General features: G+C 72.5%; 18 protein-coding genes. 4 read left to right on the top strand and 14 right to left on the bottom strand.

Annotated elements, in window-relative coordinates; genetic code table 11:
* Positions 1-264: 264 nt before the first annotated feature.
* The 4 genes from DBP14_RS05460 (at position 265) to DBP14_RS05445 (ending at position 3,307) form a co-directional block, all read left to right on the top strand.
* Positions 265-825: a DUF1697 domain-containing protein gene (locus DBP14_RS05460; RefSeq protein WP_129305904.1), complete on the top strand. Its 561-nt coding sequence runs from the start codon at positions 265-267 to the stop codon at positions 823-825.
* Between the two features lie 138 nt (positions 826-963).
* Complete coding sequence (locus tag DBP14_RS05455; RefSeq protein ID WP_129311695.1) at positions 964-1,866, top strand: sigma-70 family RNA polymerase sigma factor; 903 nt, start codon at positions 964-966, stop codon at positions 1,864-1,866.
* Positions 1,867-1,938: 72 nt separating this feature from the next.
* On the top strand, positions 1,939-2,586 hold the full coding sequence (locus tag DBP14_RS05450; protein ID WP_129305903.1) for a DsbA family protein: 648 nt from the start codon (positions 1,939-1,941) through the stop codon (positions 2,584-2,586).
* A gap of 433 nt (positions 2,587-3,019) precedes the next feature.
* Positions 3,020-3,307 (top strand): hypothetical protein, encoded by a 288-nt coding sequence (locus DBP14_RS05445; protein WP_129305902.1) that lies wholly within the window; start codon positions 3,020-3,022, stop codon positions 3,305-3,307.
* Positions 3,308-3,327: 20 nt separating this feature from the next.
* Here the strand turns inward: DBP14_RS05445 and DBP14_RS05440 are convergent, their stop codons facing one another.
* The 14 genes from DBP14_RS05440 to DBP14_RS05380 form a co-directional block, all read right to left on the bottom strand.
* A complete protein-coding gene (locus DBP14_RS05440; protein WP_129305901.1) occupies positions 3,328-4,065 on the bottom strand; it encodes a sirohydrochlorin chelatase in 738 nt (245 codons plus the stop codon).
* Position 4,066: 1 nt separating this feature from the next.
* Complete coding sequence (locus tag DBP14_RS05435; protein WP_129305900.1) at positions 4,067-4,951, bottom strand: ABC transporter permease; 885 nt, start codon at positions 4,949-4,951, stop codon at positions 4,067-4,069.
* On the bottom strand, positions 4,938-5,717 hold the full coding sequence (locus tag DBP14_RS05430; RefSeq protein WP_129305899.1) for an ABC transporter ATP-binding protein: 780 nt from the start codon (positions 5,715-5,717) through the stop codon (positions 4,938-4,940). Before DBP14_RS05430 ends, DBP14_RS05435 begins: the two co-directional genes overlap by 14 nt.
* A gap of 36 nt (positions 5,718-5,753) precedes the next feature.
* The gene (locus DBP14_RS05425) at positions 5,754-6,857 is read right to left on the bottom strand and encodes an aliphatic sulfonate ABC transporter substrate-binding protein (RefSeq protein WP_129305898.1); all 1,104 of its coding nucleotides are present in this window, start codon (positions 6,855-6,857) and stop codon (positions 5,754-5,756) included.
* Positions 6,858-7,101: 244 nt separating this feature from the next.
* Positions 7,102-8,436 (bottom strand): GTP-binding protein, encoded by a 1,335-nt coding sequence (locus tag DBP14_RS05420; RefSeq protein ID WP_129305897.1) that lies wholly within the window; start codon positions 8,434-8,436, stop codon positions 7,102-7,104.
* Between the two features lie 2 nt (positions 8,437-8,438).
* Positions 8,439-9,374: a sulfate adenylyltransferase subunit CysD gene (gene cysD / locus DBP14_RS05415; RefSeq protein ID WP_129305896.1), complete on the bottom strand. Its 936-nt coding sequence runs from the start codon at positions 9,372-9,374 to the stop codon at positions 8,439-8,441.
* Positions 9,371-9,952 carry an adenylyl-sulfate kinase gene (gene cysC / locus DBP14_RS05410; RefSeq protein WP_129305895.1) on the bottom strand — a complete coding sequence of 194 codons (582 nt, stop codon included), beginning with the start codon at positions 9,950-9,952 and terminating at the stop codon, positions 9,371-9,373. The genes cysD and cysC overlap by 4 nt, the downstream gene beginning before the upstream one ends.
* Complete coding sequence (locus DBP14_RS05405) at positions 9,949-10,659, bottom strand: phosphoadenylyl-sulfate reductase (RefSeq protein ID WP_129305894.1); 711 nt, start codon at positions 10,657-10,659, stop codon at positions 9,949-9,951. Before DBP14_RS05405 ends, cysC begins: the two co-directional genes overlap by 4 nt.
* Positions 10,656-10,838 carry a hypothetical protein gene (locus tag DBP14_RS05400; protein WP_129305893.1) on the bottom strand — a complete coding sequence of 61 codons (183 nt, stop codon included), beginning with the start codon at positions 10,836-10,838 and terminating at the stop codon, positions 10,656-10,658. The genes DBP14_RS05405 and DBP14_RS05400 overlap by 4 nt, the downstream gene beginning before the upstream one ends.
* Positions 10,835-12,532 carry a nitrite/sulfite reductase gene (locus DBP14_RS05395; RefSeq protein ID WP_129305892.1) on the bottom strand — a complete coding sequence of 566 codons (1,698 nt, stop codon included), beginning with the start codon at positions 12,530-12,532 and terminating at the stop codon, positions 10,835-10,837. Before DBP14_RS05395 ends, DBP14_RS05400 begins: the two co-directional genes overlap by 4 nt.
* Positions 12,533-12,656: 124 nt before the next feature.
* The gene (locus tag DBP14_RS37410) at positions 12,657-12,740 is read right to left on the bottom strand and encodes a putative leader peptide (protein WP_310739661.1); all 84 of its coding nucleotides are present in this window, start codon (positions 12,738-12,740) and stop codon (positions 12,657-12,659) included.
* Between the two features lie 128 nt (positions 12,741-12,868).
* Positions 12,869-13,432, bottom strand: coding sequence for a GNAT family N-acetyltransferase (locus tag DBP14_RS05390; protein WP_129305891.1), 564 nt, complete (start codon positions 13,430-13,432; stop codon positions 12,869-12,871).
* 88 nt (positions 13,433-13,520) lie between these two features.
* On the bottom strand, positions 13,521-14,852 hold the full coding sequence (locus tag DBP14_RS05385; protein WP_129305890.1) for a hypothetical protein: 1,332 nt from the start codon (positions 14,850-14,852) through the stop codon (positions 13,521-13,523).
* 138 nt (positions 14,853-14,990) lie between these two features.
* Entirely contained in the window at positions 14,991-16,274 is a 1,284-nt protein-coding gene (locus DBP14_RS05380; RefSeq protein WP_129305889.1) for a helix-turn-helix domain-containing protein, read from the bottom strand.
* Positions 16,275-16,487: the final 213 nt, after the last annotated feature.

Raw genomic sequence — 16,487 nt, 5'->3', positions numbered from 1 at the left:
AGTGGGGTGCCGCCGCCTCACCGCAGAGGATGATGGGGGTCCCTTACATCTATCGCCGGTTCTCGGGGCCGCGTCTCGGGGTGTCCGTTCCGCCGACAGAGATCCACTTTGTGATTGTGAAACCTTGTTGAACAAGTCACAGCTGCGTGTAGGAGTTGATCCGCGCCCTGTGCATCCGCCAGAGTTTCGCGGAGTCCCGCACGCCGGGGACCCGGCCGTCGTGCCCACCCCCACGGGGCACGACGGCCGCTCTATGGTGTGCGGATGACGACCTATGCGGCGCTGCTGCGCGGAATCAACGTGGGCGGCAGCAGAAAGCTCCCGATGGCCGACCTGCGCGAGCTGATGACCGGCCTCGGCCACACCGGCGTACGCACCCACCTGCAGAGCGGCCAGGCCGTCTTCACCCCGGGCACGTCGGACCACGGCGACGAGGAGTCCCTGGCCGCCCGGCTGGCCAAGGCGATCGAGGAGCGGTTCGGCTTCACCGTCGACGTCATCGTGCGCGACCACGCCTATCTGCGGGCGGTGGCCGAGGCCTGCCCCTTCCCGGCCGCCGACCTCCAGCCCAAGCAGCTGCACGTCACCTACTTCTCGGCCCCCGTCGGCCCCGAGCACTTCGCCGGGATCGACCAGGCCGCGCACCTGCCCGAGGAGTTCCGCCTCGGCGACCGCTGCCTCTACCTCTACGCCCCCGACGGTCTCGGCCGCTCCAAGCTCGCCGAACTCCTCTCCCGGCGGCCTCCCGCCAAGGGCGTCGTCGCCACCTCCCGCAACTGGAACACGGTCCTCAAACTGATCGAACTGACCGCTCCGCCGGCGTGACGGCCCGCCGGCCGCCGCGACCGGCCCGCGCGGCGGAACTCCCTGCCGCCCGTGCGCGTTTCCTGGATCATGGGGGGCCGCGCATCCGCGCGCCGGGACACAGGGGAGTGACACACGGTGGACGACATCACGGGGGACATGGCGCGGCTGGCGGAGCGGTTCGAGGCGGACCGGGCCCACCTCGCGGCCGTGGCGTACCGGCTGCTCGGCTCGGCGGCCGAGGCCGACGACGCGCTGCAGGACGCCTGGCTGCGCGCCCAGCAGGCCGAGACCGAGGGCATCGAGAACCTCACCGGCTGGCTGACCACCATCGTCACCCGCGTCTGCCTCAACCACCTGCGCGCCCGCCGCAGCAGGCGCGAGGAGTTCGTCGACGCCTACGAGCCCCAGGCCGCGGCGGCGACCGCGCCCGCCCCGGCCGCCGAGGCGGGCGACCCGGCCCGGGAGTCACTGCTGGCCGACGAGGTCGGCGTCGCCCTGCTGGTCGTCCTCGACACGCTCGGCCCCGCCGAGCGGGTCGCCTTCGTGCTGCACGACATGTTCGCCGTGCCCTTCGACGAGATCGCGTCCGTGATCGAGAGGACCCCGGACGCCACCCGGCAACTGGCCAGCCGCGCCCGCCGCCGTGTCCGGGGCCGCACCCCCGCGCCCGGAGCGGACACGAGGCGCCGCCGGGCGGCCGTCGAGGCGTACCTGGCCGCCGCCCGCGGCGGTGACTTCGCCGCGCTGGTCGCCCTGCTCGACCCGGACGTGGTGCTGCGCGCCGACGCGTTCGCCGCCCCCACGGGCGAACCGGTCACGGTCCGGGGCGCCGAATCGGTCGCCCGGGGCGCCACGCGCGCCGCGATCCGCGCCGGACACACCGGCCTCGCCCTGCTGGACGGCGACTTCGGCCTGGTCATGGCCCCGCACGGCAGGCCGCGCCTGGCCCTCTCCTTCACGTTCTCCGCGGACGGCACGCGGATCACCGGCATCGACATCGTCGCGGAGCCGGAGCGGCTGCGGAAGATGGGGATCGAGGTCGCCGGCACCGGGGACTGACGGAATTGGCCCAGCCGCAAGGGAGAGAATTGGGCCGGGACTCCGGTCCACTGGTCGCCTAACGTCCGTGTCATGACGCACGCGAACACCATCAGCGCCAACGACACCACCGCGGAGCCGACCCGGGTGGACTTCTACTTCGACCCCGCCTGCCCCTTCGCCTGGATCACCTCCCGCTGGATGCTGGAGGTCGAACGGCAGCGCCCGCTCGACCTCCGCTTCCACGTCATGAGCCTGTACCTGCACAACACGGGCAACGAACTGCCCGACTGGTACCGGGACCTGGTGGACCGCTCGATCGGCCCGGTGCGGGTCGCCGCGGCCGCCGCGGAACGCCATGGCGCACCGGTCCTGCGCGAGCTGTACAGCGCGTTCGGCACCCGGATCCACGAACAGGGCGTCAAGGACTTCGATGAGGTCGTCACCGGCTCCCTGGCCGAGCTGGGACTCCCCGCGGACCTGGCCGGTGCCGCCCACGACCCGGCGTACGACGAGGCCGTGCGCCGCGGCCACGACGCGGGCGCCGAGCCGGAGACGGGCCACTACGTCGGCACACCCACGATCCACGTCGACGGCACGGTGTGGTTCGGCCCCGTCCTGCGGGCCATTCCGCGCGGCGCGGAGGCGGCCGAACTCTTCGACAGCTTCCGGGTGTTGGCCCGCCATCCCGACGTCTTCGAACTCAAGCGCACCCGCACCGGTGCCCTCCGCTTCGACTGACCCGCCGTACATGGCCGATTACCGCCCTTCCGGCGCGATGACCGGTCCCCACGTGTGACGCGCGGGCCGCGGCAGACGCAGAACGAAGAGCCGCCCGCGGTCCGACGTCACAGGGGAGCGCCGGACCGCGGGCGCAGGCGTCCCGGCCAACCGCCCGACGCGCCGGCGGCGTCGGCCCCGGGCCGCCGTGCCGCACGGACGAGGCGGCTCCGCACCGGGGCACGGGTCGTCCCCAACCGCACGGTCAATGCGGTCCGTTCACTCGTACGGGTGGCGATTTTCGGCCCTCTCCGCGTGTTCCCGGGCGCGAGCGGACCGTAAGACGGGAAACCTCCCCGGGCGCTCCCGCCGGACCCGTACGATCGGCACCGCCCGCGGCTCCAGCACCTCGCCCGTCCAGACGGCCCCACCGGCCCAGGAGTGAGAACAGGACATGAGCACCTACAACTTCCACGGGAACCCCACCAACGGCCACCACCCGGACCCGGACGCGCTGCTCCAGCTCACCGGAGGCCTCCTCCAGTCGCTGCGCGCCGAGTACCCGGGGCTCGTCCGCTACGGCGAGATCATCCAGGGCGAGGCTGAACTCTCCGCGGAGGACGGCGGTCCGCCCAACCGCGGCAAGATCCGCACCGCCCTGGAGGCCGTCACGATCGGCGCGGCCGCCGGCACCGGCAGCCTCGCCTACACCCGCGAACTGGTCCAGATGCTGGCCCTGTGACCCGCCCGGGCGCCTGAAGCTCAGGCGCCGAGCGCGGTCAGCGCCGGCCGGTTCGCCTCGGCGTAGCGGCGCAGCAGCAGCCGCGCCACCTCGGGTGCCGGGCCGAGCACGTCCGCCAGGACGTCCGCCCCGGCCGCGCCCCGCGCGATCCGGTCCGGCAGGAAGCCGGGTGCGAGCACGTACGGCGCGACCGCGACGCGCTCGCAGCCCAGCGCCCGCAGTTCCCGCACCGCGTCCTCGGTGCGGGGCAGAGATGCGGAGGCGAACGCGGGTCGCACGGCACACCAACCGGTGCGCCACCACTCCCGCGCGATGTCGGCGATCACCGCGCCCGCCTCCGGGTCCGTCGACCCCGCCGAGGCCAGCACGACCCCGGTCGAGGACTTGTCGGCGGGCGTCAGCCCCGCCTCGTACAGCCGCCGTTCCAGCGCCGACAGCAGCAGCGGGGACGGGCCGAGCACCTCGGCCTGCCGGATCCGCAGCCGCGCCGGAGCCGCCCGCAGCACGGCCGGGATGTCCGCCTTGGCGTGGAACGCCCGCGTCAGCAGCAACGGCAGCGCGACCACGTCCCGCACACCGTCCGCCGCGAGCGACTCCAGCACGGCCGGCACGGACGGCACGTTGAAGTCCAGGAACCCGGTCTCCACCCGCAGGCCCGGCCGCAGCGACCGTACCCGCTCCACCAGGGCGTGCACCGTCGCGGCGTGCCGCGGATCGCGGCTGCCGTGGGCGACGACGACGAGGACGGGGGCGGCCATGTCAGCCCCGCACCAGCAGACCGCGGCTGCGCAGTACCCACCGCTCCAGCGGGCTGAAGATCAGCAGGTCGATGGCGATACCGACGAACAGGATCAGCAGGATCGCCTCGAACACCATCGCCATGTCACTCGCGGTCCGCGCGTTCTCCAGCAGTTGGCCGAGGCCCACGCCCAGGTCGGGGAAGCTCGCGATGATCTCCGCGGCCATCAGCGACCGCCAGGAGAACGCCCAGCCCTGCTTCATGCCGGCCACGTAGCCGGGCAGCGCCGCCGGCAGCGTGATGTGCCAGGTGCCCTTCAGCCCGGTCGCGCCCATCGTGCGGCCCGCCCGCTGGAACAGCGGCGGCACCTGGTCCACGCCGGACACCAGGCCGTTGGCGATCGACGGCACCGCGCCCAGCAGGATCACCGCGTACATCATCGAGTTGTTCAGGCCCAGCCAGATCACGGCCGGCGGCACCCACGCCACCGACGGCAGCGACTGGAGACCGGACAGGATCGGCCCGATCGCCGCGCGCACGAACTTCACCCGGGCCACCACCAGACCCAGCGGCGTGCCGATCAGCAGGGCGAAGCAGAAGCCGAGGAGTCCGCGCGAGACGGATGTCCAGATGTAGCCGAGCAGGGTGCCCTGCAGCCAGTCCCGGCGCAGCGCGTGCCAGACCGCGCCCGGCGACGGCAGCTTCGTGGGGTCGCCGACCACGCCGAAGCTGATCAGGCCCTGCCACACCACCAGCACCACCACGATCGCGGTGAGGGGCGGCACGATCTTGTCGACGAACGTCTTCCGCCACGGGGTGCGGCCCGACTGCGTGGTCTCCAGCGCGTCGAGGCCCGCCTCCACGCTCCCGGAGTCCGGGGCGGTCGTCGTGTCAGTGCTGGCCATGGCGGCGGATCTCCCCACGCAGGACTTCGGTGATCTCGAGGGACAGTTCCGCCACGGGGGCGTCCTCGATGCGGCGCGGCTGCGGTATGTCCACCCGCCACTCGCGGGCCACCCGGCCCGGACGGGAGGACAGCAGCACGACCCGTTCGGCCAGCCGCACGGCCTCGCGCACGTTGTGCGTCACGAAGAGCACGGACAGGCCGGTCTCCGCCCAGATACGGGTCAGTTCGTCGTGCAGGACGTCCCGGGTGATGGCGTCGAGCGCCGCGAACGGCTCGTCCATCAGCAGCAGGCTGCTCTCCTGGGCCAGCGCCCGCGCCATCGCCACCCGCTGGCGCATGCCGCCGGACAGCTCGTGCACCCGCTTGCCGTGCGCGCCCTTCAGCCGCACGAGTTCGAGCAGCTCCTCGGCCTTGCCGCGCCGCTCGGCCTTCGGAACGCCCCGCAGCTTCAGGGCGAGTTCGATGTTCTTGCCGGCGGTCAGCCACGGGAACAGGGCGTGCTCCTGGAACATCAGCGCCGGCCGGCCGTCCGTCGTGATGGACCCGGCGCTGGGCCGGTCCAGGCCCGCCACCAGGTTCAGCAGCGTCGACTTGCCGCAGCCCGAGGCCCCCAGGAGGGTGACGAACTCACCCGGAGCGACATCGAGGCTGATGTCGTCCAGGACGAGCTGCTGCCCACCGGGTCCGGGATAGGACTTCGAGACATGCGCGAGGCGGGCGGCGCAGTCGACCGCCTCGTCGGCCTTGGCGAGAGTCGTGGCCATGGTCGTCACCTCCTGGGAACTGGTAGGGGCTTGGGATCAGTCGGAGCCGAGTCCGGCGGCGTCCACCGGCTTCGCTCCGTCGGCCTTGAGGACCTTGTTCAGCAGCGTCAGGTCGTAGATCCCGCTGAGGTCGGGCTCGTCGAGCAGACCGGACTTGACCGCGTGGTCCGCCTCGGTGCGCAGCGTGGCCGCCAGCGGGTCGTCGGTGACCCGGATGGACTTCCACGCCGGGGCGAGGATGTCCGCCGGGAGCGGCTTGCCGGAGTCGACCGCCAGCTGCTTGTTGGCCGCCGCCTTGGCTTGCTCCGGGTTGGCGTTGATCCACTTGTTGGCCTCGACGGAGGCCCGCAGTACCGCCTCGACGGCCTTGGGGTGCTCCGTGAGGAAGCCCTGCCGTACGACGATGTTCGTGATCACGAACTTCTTGTCCGGCCACAGCGACGCCTCGTCCAGCAGCACCTTGCCGCCCTCGGCGACCAGCCGGGACGCGGTCGGCTCCGGCACCCACGCCCCGTCGACCGACCCCGACTTGAACGCGTCCGGCGTCACCTTGTTGTCGCTGCGGACGACGGTGACGTCACCCTTGCCGGTCTGCGCGTCGACCTTCCAGCCCTGCTCCGCCGCCCAGTTGAGGAACGCGACGTCCTGGGTGTTGCCGAGCTGCGGGGTGGCGATCCGCTTGCCCCTGACGTCCTTCAGGGAGGAGATCTTCTTCGGGTTCACGACCAGCTTCACCCCGCCGGACGCCGAACCGCCGATGATCTTCAGGTCCTTGCCGCCGGACTTGGTGTAGCCGTTGATCGCCGGGGAGGGGCCGAGCCAGCCGATGTCGATGGAGCCGGAGTTGAGCGCCTCGATCTCGGAGGGCCCGGCGTTGAAAACGGCGTACTGGGCCTTGGTGGCGCCCAGTTCCTTCTGGAACAGGCCCTGTTCCCGGCCGACGAGCGCGGTCGCGTGCGTCAGGTTGCCGAAGTAGCCGATCCGGACGGAGTCGAGTCCGTCGGTCTTCTTCGCCCCTGCGGCGATCTTCGCGGTGTCGTCGGTCTTGGCCTGGGAGCCGTAGCCGCAGGCGGCGAGGGTGAGCAGGGGGAGCGCGGTCAGGGCCGCCAGGGTGCGGCGGAGGGCGGTCGAGGCAGGCACGGGAGGGATTCCTCTCGTCGGCCCGGCGGTCACGACCGTTTCAGGTCGTGGCCGGGAGGTCGGCAGGTCTGCGGCGGTGGGGGGTGAGGGCGCGCGAGCGGTGCGCGTACGTCACCGCGCACATCGCCCGGTGCCGCCCTGCCCGGCGCCTCCCTTGCCTCCCCCAGACTCCGTCCGGGGGGACCCCCAGCCGACCCCTCCGCCCTCCTTGGCGAACAGCGAGTAGAAGTCCGGGGAGTTCATGTCAGAAGTCCCAGCCGTCGTCGTCGGACTCGTCCTTGACCGGGTCCGGCGCGGCGAACGACTCGCCGACCATGCCCGCGGTGAGCGTGGTGCCGTCGGCGGGGTCGATCAGGATGAAGGAGCCGGTGCGGCGGGAGTCGGCGTAGGAGTCGACCGGCAGCGGCTCGGCGGTACGGATCTTCACCCGGCCGATGTCGTTGGCGACGAGCTGCCCCGGGTGCGGGTGCAGCGACAGGTCGTCCAGCGTGAGCCGCGACGGGATGTCCTTGACGACCGCCTTCACCGTGCGCGTGCCGTGCTTGAGCAGCACCCGGTGCCCGACGGTCAGCGGGGCGTCGGCCACGTGGCAGACGGTCGCCTCCACGTCCTGGGTGGTGGCCGGCGCGTCCTTCGTCGGCACGATCAGGTCGCCGCGCGAGACGTCGATGTCGTCCGCGAGCAGGACCGTCACCGACTGCGTCGTCCAGGCCACGTCGACCGGCTCGCCCAGCAGGTCGATGCCGGAGATCGTCGTGGTCCGCCCGGACGGCAGGACGGTCACCGCGTCGCCGACCCGGAAGGTGCCGGCCGCGATCTGGCCCGCGTAGCCCCGGTAGTCGGGGTGCTCGGCGGTGCGCGGCCGGATCACGTACTGCACGGGCAGCCGGGCGTGGCAGTGCGCCAGGTCGTGGCTGACCGGGACGGTTTCCAGGTGCTCCAGGACGGTCGGGCCGCCGTACCAGTCCATCGTGGCGGACGGCTCCACCACGTTGTCGCCCTCCAGCGCCGAGATCGGGATCGCGGTGACCTCGGGGACGCCCAGCTCGGTCGCGTACGCCGTGAACTCCTCGGCGATCGCGGCGAACACGGACTCCCGGTAATCGACCAGGTCCATCTTGTTCACGGCGAGGACGACGTGCGGCACCCGCAGCAGCGCGGCGATGGCCGCGTGCCGGCGGGTCTGCTCGACGACGCCGTTGCGGGCGTCGACGAGGATCACCGTCAGCTCGGCGGTGGAGGCTCCGGTGACCATGTTCCGCGTGTACTGCACGTGTCCCGGCGTGTCGGCCAGGATGAACCGGCGGCGCGGGGTCGCGAAGTAGCGGTAGGCGACGTCGATGGTGATGCCCTGCTCCCGCTCGGCCCGCAGGCCGTCGGTGAGCAGCGCGAGGTCCGGGGCCTCTTGGCCGCGGCTCGCCGACGCCCGCTCCACGGCCTCCAGCTGGTCGGTGAGGACCGACTTGGAGTCGTGCAGCAGCCGGCCCACGAGGGTGGACTTGCCGTCGTCGACGGAACCGGCGGTGGCGAACCGCAGCAGTGTGGTCTCGGGGAGCGCTTCGGTCGTGGTCGTGCTCATGTCTAGAAGTACCCCTCGCGCTTGCGGTCTTCCATCGCGGCCTCGGAGAGCTTGTCGTCGGCACGGGTGGCGCCGCGCTCGGTGAGCCGGGACGCGGCGATCTCGGTGATGACCTTCTCGATGGTGTCGGCGTCGGAGTCGACGGCACCCGTGCAGGACATGTCACCGACCGTGCGGTAGCGGACCCGCCGCTTCTCCACGGTCTCGCCGTCCTTCGGGCCACCCCACTCGCCGGCGGTCAGCCACATGCCGCTGCGCTGGAACACCTCGCGCTCGTGGGCGAAGTAGATCTGCGGCAGCTCGACCTCCTCGCGGGCGATGTACTGCCACACGTCCAGCTCGGTCCAGTTGGACAGCGGGAACACGCGCACGTGCTCGCCGGGCGCGTGCCGGCCGTTGTAGAGGTTCCACAGCTCCGGGCGCTGGCGGCGCGGGTCCCACTGGGAGAACTCGTCCCGCAGGGAGAACACCCGCTCCTTGGCGCGGGCCTTCTCCTCGTCACGGCGGCCGCCGCCGAACACCGCGTCGAACTTCTCGCTCTGGATCTTCTCCGTGAGCGGCACGATCTGCAGCGGGTTGCGGGTGCCGTCCGGGCGCTCCTTGAGCGCCCCGCGGTCGATGTAGTCCTGCACGGAGGCCACGTGCAGGCGCAGCCCGTGCTCGGCGACCGTGCGGTCCCGGTACTGGAGCACCTCGGGGAAGTTGTGCCCGGTGTCCACGTGCAGCAGCGTGAACGGCACCGGCGCCGGCGCGAACGCCTTCAGCGCCAGGTGCAGCATCAGGATGGAGTCCTTGCCGCCGGAGAACAGGATCACCGGGTTCTCGAACTCGCCGGCCACCTCGCGGAAGATGTGCACCGCCTCGGACTCCAGCGCGTCCAGATGCGAGAGGGCGTACGGACTTCCCGTCCCCTCCTCGACCTTCGCGACGGTCGTCATGCCAGTCCCCTCTCGCTCAGCAGGGCGTACACCGACGCCGCGGACTCCTGCACGGTCTGGTCCTGCGACTCGATCCGCAGGTCCGGCGCCTCGGGCTCCTCGTACGGGTCGTCGACGCCGGTCAGGCCGGACAGCTCGCCGGCGGCCTGCTTGGCGTAGAGCCCCTTCACGTCACGCACCGAGCACACCTCGACCGGGGTGGCCACGTGGACCTCCACGTACGCCGTCCCGTTCTCCTCGTGCCGCTTGCGGACCGCGTCCCGGCTGTCCGCGTACGGCGCGATCACCGGGACCAGCGCCAGGACGCCGTTGCGGGCGAGCAGTTCGGCGACGAAGCCGATGCGCTGCACGTTGGTGTGCCGGTCCTCGCGGCTGAAGCCGAGGCCCGCGGAGATGAACTCGCGGATCTCGTCGCCGTCGAGCACCTCGACGCGGTGGCCCTCGGCGCGCAGCCGGCCGGCCAGTTCGTGCGCGATGGTGGTCTTGCCGGCGCTCGGCAGACCCGTGAGCCAGACGGTGGCTCCGGTGGTCACGTGGTTCTCCTGGTGGGGGTGGGTCGTCGTCCGTGGGGCCGTCATCCGTGCAGCCCGCACTCGGTCTTGGCGCGGCCGGCCCAGCGGCCGGCCCGCGCGTCCTCGCCCGCCAGGACCCGGCGGGTGCAGGGGGCGCAGCCGACGGACGCGTAGCCGTCCATCAGCAGCGGGTTGGTCAGTACGCCGTGTTCGGCGACGTAGGCGTCCACGTCGTCCTGGGTCCAGCGGGCGATCGGGGAGATCTTGACCTTGCGCCGCTTCTCGTCCCAGCCGACGACCGGGGTGTTCGCCCGGGTCGGGGACTCGTCGCGGCGCAGCCCGGTCGCCCACGCCCGGTAGGCCGTGAGGCCCTCTTCCAGCGGCTTGACCTTGCGCAGCGCGCAGCACAGGTCGGGGTCGCGGTCGTGCAGCTTCGGCCCGTACTCGGCGTCCTGCTCGGCCACCGTCTGCCGCGGCGTGAGCGTGATGACGTTGACGTCCATCACGGCCTCCACGGCGTCCCGGGTGCCGATGGTCTCCGGGAAGTGGTAGCCGGTGTCGAGGAAGACGACGTCGACGCCCTTGAGCACGCGGGACGCGAGGTGCGCGACCACGGCGTCCTCCATGGAGGAGGTGACGCAGAACTCCGTGCCGAAGGTGTCCACCGCCCACTGGAGGATCTCCAGCGCGGAGGCGTCCTCCAGGTCACGGCCCGCCTGCTCGGCGAGGGCCTTCAACTCGGCGTCCGTACGCGGTTGCTGAGCGGTCGTCATATCCGGTCGTCCCCTCCGTTGTCGGCTGCCGCGAGCCCCCGGGCCAGCAGGCCCTGGAACCTCAGTGCGAAGCCCCGGTTGCACGCCACGCATTCCCAGGCGCCGGGCCCCTGCTCGCCCGGACGCAGGTCCTCCTCGCCGCAGTAGGGGCAGTAGAAGGGCGCCGCCCGCTCGCTCATGACAGGGCCTCCTCGGAGGCCCGCGCGGCCCAGGCGGCGAACCGCTCGCCGTCCTCGCGCTCCGCCTGGAAGCGCTTGAGGACCCGCTCGATGTAGTCCGGCAGCTCCTCGGAGGTGACCTTCAGGCCGCGGACCTTGCGGCCGAACGACGGCTCCAGGCCGAGTGCGCCGCCCAGGTGCACCTGGTAGCCGCCGACCTGGTTGCCGTCGGCGTCGGTGACCAGCTGTCCCTTGAGACCGATGTCCGCGGTCTGGATGCGGGCGCAGGCGTTCGGGCAGCCGTTGATGTTGATGGTCAGCGGCTCGTCGAAGTCGGGCAGCCGCCGCTCCAGGTCGTCGATCAGCTCGCTGCCGCGCTCCTTGGTCTCCACGATGGCGAGCTTGCAGAACTCGATGCCCGTGCAGGCCATGGTGCCGCGCCGGAACGGCGAGGGGCTCACCCGGAGGTCCAGCGCCTCCAGGCCGTCGACGAGCGAGTCGACCCGGTCCGCCGGCACGTCCAGGATGATCATCTTCTGCTCGACGGTGGTGGACACCCGTCCCGATCCGTGGTCCTCGGCGAGGGCGGCGACCTTGGTGAGCAGCGAGCCGTCCATCCGGCCCACCCGCGGGGCGAACCCGACGTAGAAGCGGCCGTCCTTCTGGCGGTGCACACCGATGTGGTCGCGCCAGGCCTGGGCCGGCATCTCGGGCGCGGGACCGTCGGTCAGCTTGCGGCCGAGGTACTCGTCCTCCACGACCTGGCGGAACTTCTCCGCGCCCCAGTCGGCGACCAGGAACTTCAGCCGGGCCCGGTTGCGCAGCCGCCGGTAGCCGTAGTCGCGGAAGACGGAGGTCACGGCCTCCCACACCTCGGGCACGTCCGCCTCGGGCACCCAGGCGCCCAGCCGCACCCCGAACCGGGGGTTGGTGGACAGGCCGCCGCCGACCCACAGGTCGAAGCCGGGGCCGTGTTCGGGGTGGACCACGCCGACGAAGGAGATGTCGTTGATCTCGTGCGCCACGTCCAGCAGCGGCGAACCCGAGACGGCCGTCTTGTACTTGCGCGGCAGGTTGGAGAAGCGCGGGTCGCCGATGTAGCGGCGGGCGATCTCGTCCAGCGCGGCGGTGCCGTCGATGATCTCGTCCTCGGCGACCCCGGCGACCGGGGAGCCGAGCATGCCGCGCGGGCAGTCGCCGCACGCCTCGGTGGTGGACAGGCCGACCGACTCCAGGCGGTCCCATATCGCGGGCACGTCCTCGATACGGACCCAGTGGAACTGGATGTTCTGCCGGTCCGTGATGTCCGCGGTGCCGCGCGCGTACGTCTCCGACACCTCGCCGATCGCCCGCAGCTGCTCGGTGGTGAGCCGGCCGCCCGTGACGCGGACCCGCATCATGAAGTACGAGTCCTCCAGCTCCTCGGGCTCCAGCAGACCGGTGCGGCCGCCGTCGATCCCGGGGCGGCGCTGGGTGTAGAGACCCCACCAGCGGAAACGTCCCCGCAGGTCGCTGGGGTCGATGGAGTCGAAGCCGCGCTTGGAGTAGATCGTCTCAATGCGTGTCCGCACATTGAGACCGTCGTCGTCCTTCTTGAACTGCTCGGCGCCGTTGAGCGGGGTCAGGTGTCCCACTCCCCACTGACCCTCGCCGCGGTGACGGCTCACCGTGCGGCGCGGCGCGGTGGCAGCGGGGTTCTGGGGGCTGGCGGCCATGGTGTTAGTCCTTCGGGACAGGCGGAAAGCGAATCTGACCTGCGCAATGACGCGCACGCGGGCAGGCGTGCGCGTCATTGCGCAGCAGGAAGTGAATGCGGGAGAAGCGGCGGTGCTGGTGCGGTCAGCTCGCCGGACAGATGGCGCTGGACATGCGGCCGAGGTCGACGTGCCGCCGACTCACCAAGGCAATTCCAGTTCCAGGCATGACGGAAGCGTGGCACGGGGATCTCTGGCCAGTCCACCGTTGTCCAGTATATGGACGAAACTATTCTGAATGATGAGACAGGGTGGTGTGGGTCACGTTCCGGAAGCGACGGCCGCGCCCGCGGAGTCTCACGCTCCGGGCCACGGCCCCGGGGCCGGTACGTCCGGCTCCGCTTCCACCTTCGTGTCGAACAGCGTGAAGCCGCGCCGCAGGTAGTTGTCCATCGCGAACTCGCCGTCCTTGCTGCACGTGTGCAGCCACACCCGCTTCGTCGGCGTCCGGCCGGGCCACCGCTCGGCCAGGTCCCAGGCGCGCGCGGCGCCGTACGACAGCAGGTGGCCGCCGATGCGCCGGCCGCGGAAGGCGGGGATCAGGCCGAAGTAGACGATCTCCACGACGCCCTCGTCCTGCGCCTCCAACTCCACGTACCCGGCCGGGGTGCCCCGGTCGTACGCCACCCACGTCTCCACCCCGGGCCGGTCCAGGTATTCCTGCCAGCGCGGGTAGCTCCAGCCGAGCCGGTCGGTCCAGCGGATGTCCCCGCCGACCGAGGCGTACAGGAACCGGCTGAACTCGGGGGAGGGGACCTCGCCCCGGACGACGCGGACGTCGCCCTCCGGCGCGGCGGCCGGCAGGAGGTCGGCCGGGGAGGTCTGCTCCAGGGACCAGGTGGTGACGGGGACGCTGCTCATGCGGGCCAGGGAATCATCCGGCCCACCGGTCTGTCGATCGCGGACCGGCACGCGGACACCCGAGCCCCGCCCGGCGACCGTCCGGCGCTCAGTGCAGGGACGCGTCTATCGCGGTCAGCGGTACCGAGAACAGCATCCGTTCGGACACCGACCACACCTCGCCCGTCCCGGGCGCGTAGGACAGGGAGCCGCCCGACAGCGCCCAGCAGTGGTGGGAGGAGTCCGAGCCGCAGCGGGCCGCCGTCGCCCCGCCCGTGCCCAGCCGCCACAGGCTGCCGTGGCCCTGCCAGGAACCGGGCAGATGGCCGACGTACCAGTCCGGGCGGGCGGCACCGGGCCGCCGCTCGCTCAGCACGCCGCGGATGCCCGCCGCGTGCGTCCGGTACGCCTCGACCGCGTCCACGCGCCCGGCCGCGTCCGCGGCGAGCAGGCCGCCGCGCGCCCGGTCCGTGCTGAACGCGTACCGCCACAGCCGGGCCCGCTTCGGTCCGCCGGGCGCCGTCCACTCGGCGGCGACCAGACCGGCCGGCGCCGAGCCGCGGTCCAGGGCCAGCGCGCCCGGACAGGGGGACCCGGCGGGGGAGCAGTGGGCCGCGGGGACGCGGTACGACCCCACGGCGGGCATCACGTACCGGTACCCGTCGGCGGACCAGCCGCCCCGCACCCGGCCGATCGCCGGCCCGTCCACCGAGGTGCGCTGGATGCGGTTCAGGTCGTAGACGTAGAGCGCGTCGGCGCTGCCCGTGGCCGTGCTCACCAGCAGCTTGTCCTGGTACCAGACCATTCCGGAGATCCGCGAGACCAGACCCTGGTAGTTCCGGCCGCCGTCGACCGGGACCGTGAGGAGCACCCAGTCGTAGGCGAGCCGGGTGGGGCCGTCCGCGTCGACGACGGCGACCCGGGCGAGGCCCCGCTCCGCGGCCGGGCCGTCGGTGGTGCTGTGCGTCCAGCCGCTGAGGACGACCCGGTGGGATCCCCAGGCGCCGTCGTCGTCGGCGTCCGCGGACGTGGTCACGGACGCGGGACGCCAGCCGGCGGCGGCGTCGGCCCGGTCCCAGCAGTACGCCTGCGTGGCGGCCGGGGTGACGGGCAGGGACGCCCGGTCCCCGGCACCGCAGTCGGCCGCCTCGCGCAGGCTGCGGTCCGCGCCGCGCAGAACGTCGTCCACCCCGACCGGACGGCCCATCGAGGCGGCCAGCCGGTCCAGCGTGCGGGCGGGAACCAGCCGCTCCCGGAGCCGCAGCGCGGCCGTGTCCGCCCGGGAGGTCAGCGGCTTCAGCGCGCCGGGGTCGTCCGGCACCGTGGCCTGCGAGGCGCTGATCAGCGTGGCCGCCGCGGTGAGCGCCAGCGCGGTCCCGGCCAGGGCCGCGCGCAGCGCTGCGCCCCGCCTGCGCCGGCGGTGTCTGCCGCGATGCTTCATGTCTCCTCCCGGGGCGGGACCAACTGCGCCTGGTGCTGGTTACGTTGACCGAGGAGCAGGTGGGGAGGCCCGTACCGGATGCTACGGCAGCAAGAGGCCGCGGGTGGCCAAGACCCCGCAAATATGCGGAAGACACTCTTACGGACGCCCCGCCCGGACCCGCGCCACCGCCGGCGCCGTCGACTGCGGCAGCAGCTCGCGCACGTCGCCGGGCAGCACGACCTCGACCTCCGCCGCCTCGCAGAAACGATACGGTCGATGCTGCAGCAGCGCCCCGAGATACCGCCGCACCCGGGACATCTCCGCCCGGACAGTCACCGTCCGGGACGCATCGCCGAAAAGGTCCTCCGCCAGCGCGGACGCCCCACGGCCCCCGGGGCGCGCCGCCAGCAGATACAGCAATTCGGCGTGCCGGGGACTGAGTTCACGCGACCACGACCCCGCCGGCGCCGAGACGGTCAGCACCGCGCGGTGCGGCCGGGAGAGGTCCAGCACGATCCGGGTCGCGTCCCCCGCCGACGCCTCGTCGGCGGCCCGGAGCAACCAGCCCCCGGCCAGCGGCTCCACCGTGCACGAGCCGAGCGCGGGCAGCCAGTGGCGGCCGGGGCGCAGCGACTTGGGCAACGAGACCCGCGCCACGTACGGCATCCCCGTCACCGCCGCCGTCCAGCCGCCGCCGTCCACCACCAGCGCCCGCCCGCCCAGCCGGGCCAGCACCGGCGCCGCCACCGCCCGCAGCCGCTCCAGCGAGCCCACGTGCAACTCGCGCAGCCGCGCCTCGGCGAGCTTGGCCACCGAGTCCACCCACGCCAGGGTCGCCGGATGCATGGTCTCCAGCGGGCCGCTCACGTCCACCACGCCGAGCAGCCGGCCGTCCCTGGGGTCGGTGATCGGCGCGCCCGAGCAGGTCCAGGAGGCGTGCGAGCGCACGAAGTGCTCGGCGGCGAACACCTGCACCGGCCGGCGCACCACCGCCGCCGTGCCCACCCCGTTGGTGCCGACGACGTCTTCCCGCCAGTCCGCACCGAGCTGGAGTCCCAGCCCGTCGGCCTTGCGCAGCACCTGCGCGGACCCCTCCCGCCACAGCACACGGCCGTCCGCGTCCGCGACGACCATGATGTGCTGGGCGACGTCGGCGACCGAAAGCAGACCCTCACGCAGCACCGGCAGCACATGCCGCAGCGGTGACTCCTCCCGCCGGCGCCGCACCTCCTCCAGGGGCAGCAGCCCCGACCTGAAGTCGTGTTCGGGGTCGACGCCGCCGCGCAGCATCCGCCCCCAGGACTGCTCGATCACCGGCCGGGGCGCGATCCGCGCACGGTGCCCGGACAGCGTCGCGTCCCGCGCCTCGCTGAGCATCCGCGCCGCCCGCGCCGCGTCCACGGCGGCCAGACGCGCCACGTTCATCGGCGACTTCGCCACTGGTGTCCTCCCCGAAGGACGTCGAGAGTGTGAGTTGTCAAGCCGTCCGGGCGGCGGTTTCCGGTCCGACTGTTCCTCCCATAGTGCCTTTTGGAGCATGCCGGAGGCACACACTCCGCGCACGTACGCCAACAAGTTGCAACCCCCTGCAACCCTGGTGGACCGTCGCGGGGTGGCCGAGACTTGACCCCGACGCCGCCCACGGGCGGCGTT

The organism is Streptomyces sp. L2, assembly GCF_004124325.1.
In the GTDB taxonomy this organism is placed as follows: Bacteria; Actinomycetota; Actinomycetes; order Streptomycetales; family Streptomycetaceae; genus Streptomyces.
Note: the sequence above shows the minus strand (reverse complement) of the source record. Positions and strands in the feature narration are given on the sequence as shown.

Bases quoted from the DNA above. Each gene is read 5' to 3' on its own strand.
- DBP14_RS05460 (WP_129305904.1), top strand. From the start codon at position 265: ATGACGACCTATGCGGCGCTGCTGCGCGGAATCAACGTGGGCGGCAGC.
- DBP14_RS05455 (WP_129311695.1), top strand. From the start codon at position 964: ATGGCGCGGCTGGCGGAGCGGTTCGAGGCGGACCGGGCCCACCTCGCG.
- DBP14_RS05450 (WP_129305903.1), top strand. From the start codon at position 1,939: ATGACGCACGCGAACACCATCAGCGCCAACGACACCACCGCGGAGCCG.
- DBP14_RS05445 (WP_129305902.1), top strand. From the start codon at position 3,020: ATGAGCACCTACAACTTCCACGGGAACCCCACCAACGGCCACCACCCG.
- DBP14_RS05440 (WP_129305901.1), bottom strand. From the start codon at position 4,065: ATGGCCGCCCCCGTCCTCGTCGTCGTCGCCCACGGCAGCCGCGATCCG.
- DBP14_RS05435 (WP_129305900.1), bottom strand. From the start codon at position 4,951: ATGGCCAGCACTGACACGACGACCGCCCCGGACTCCGGGAGCGTGGAG.
- DBP14_RS05430 (WP_129305899.1), bottom strand. From the start codon at position 5,717: ATGGCCACGACTCTCGCCAAGGCCGACGAGGCGGTCGACTGCGCCGCC.
- DBP14_RS05420 (WP_129305897.1), bottom strand. From the start codon at position 8,436: ATGAGCACGACCACGACCGAAGCGCTCCCCGAGACCACACTGCTGCGG.
- cysD (WP_129305896.1), bottom strand. From the start codon at position 9,374: ATGACGACCGTCGCGAAGGTCGAGGAGGGGACGGGAAGTCCGTACGCC.
- cysC (WP_129305895.1), bottom strand. From the start codon at position 9,952: ATGACGGCCCCACGGACGACGACCCACCCCCACCAGGAGAACCACGTG.
- DBP14_RS05405 (WP_129305894.1), bottom strand. From the start codon at position 10,659: ATGACGACCGCTCAGCAACCGCGTACGGACGCCGAGTTGAAGGCCCTC.
- DBP14_RS05400 (WP_129305893.1), bottom strand. From the start codon at position 10,838: ATGAGCGAGCGGGCGGCGCCCTTCTACTGCCCCTACTGCGGCGAGGAG.
- DBP14_RS05395 (WP_129305892.1), bottom strand. From the start codon at position 12,532: ATGGCCGCCAGCCCCCAGAACCCCGCTGCCACCGCGCCGCGCCGCACG.
- DBP14_RS37410 (WP_310739661.1), bottom strand. From the start codon at position 12,740: ATGCCTGGAACTGGAATTGCCTTGGTGAGTCGGCGGCACGTCGACCTC.
- DBP14_RS05390 (WP_129305891.1), bottom strand. From the start codon at position 13,432: ATGAGCAGCGTCCCCGTCACCACCTGGTCCCTGGAGCAGACCTCCCCG.
- DBP14_RS05385 (WP_129305890.1), bottom strand. From the start codon at position 14,852: ATGAAGCATCGCGGCAGACACCGCCGGCGCAGGCGGGGCGCAGCGCTG.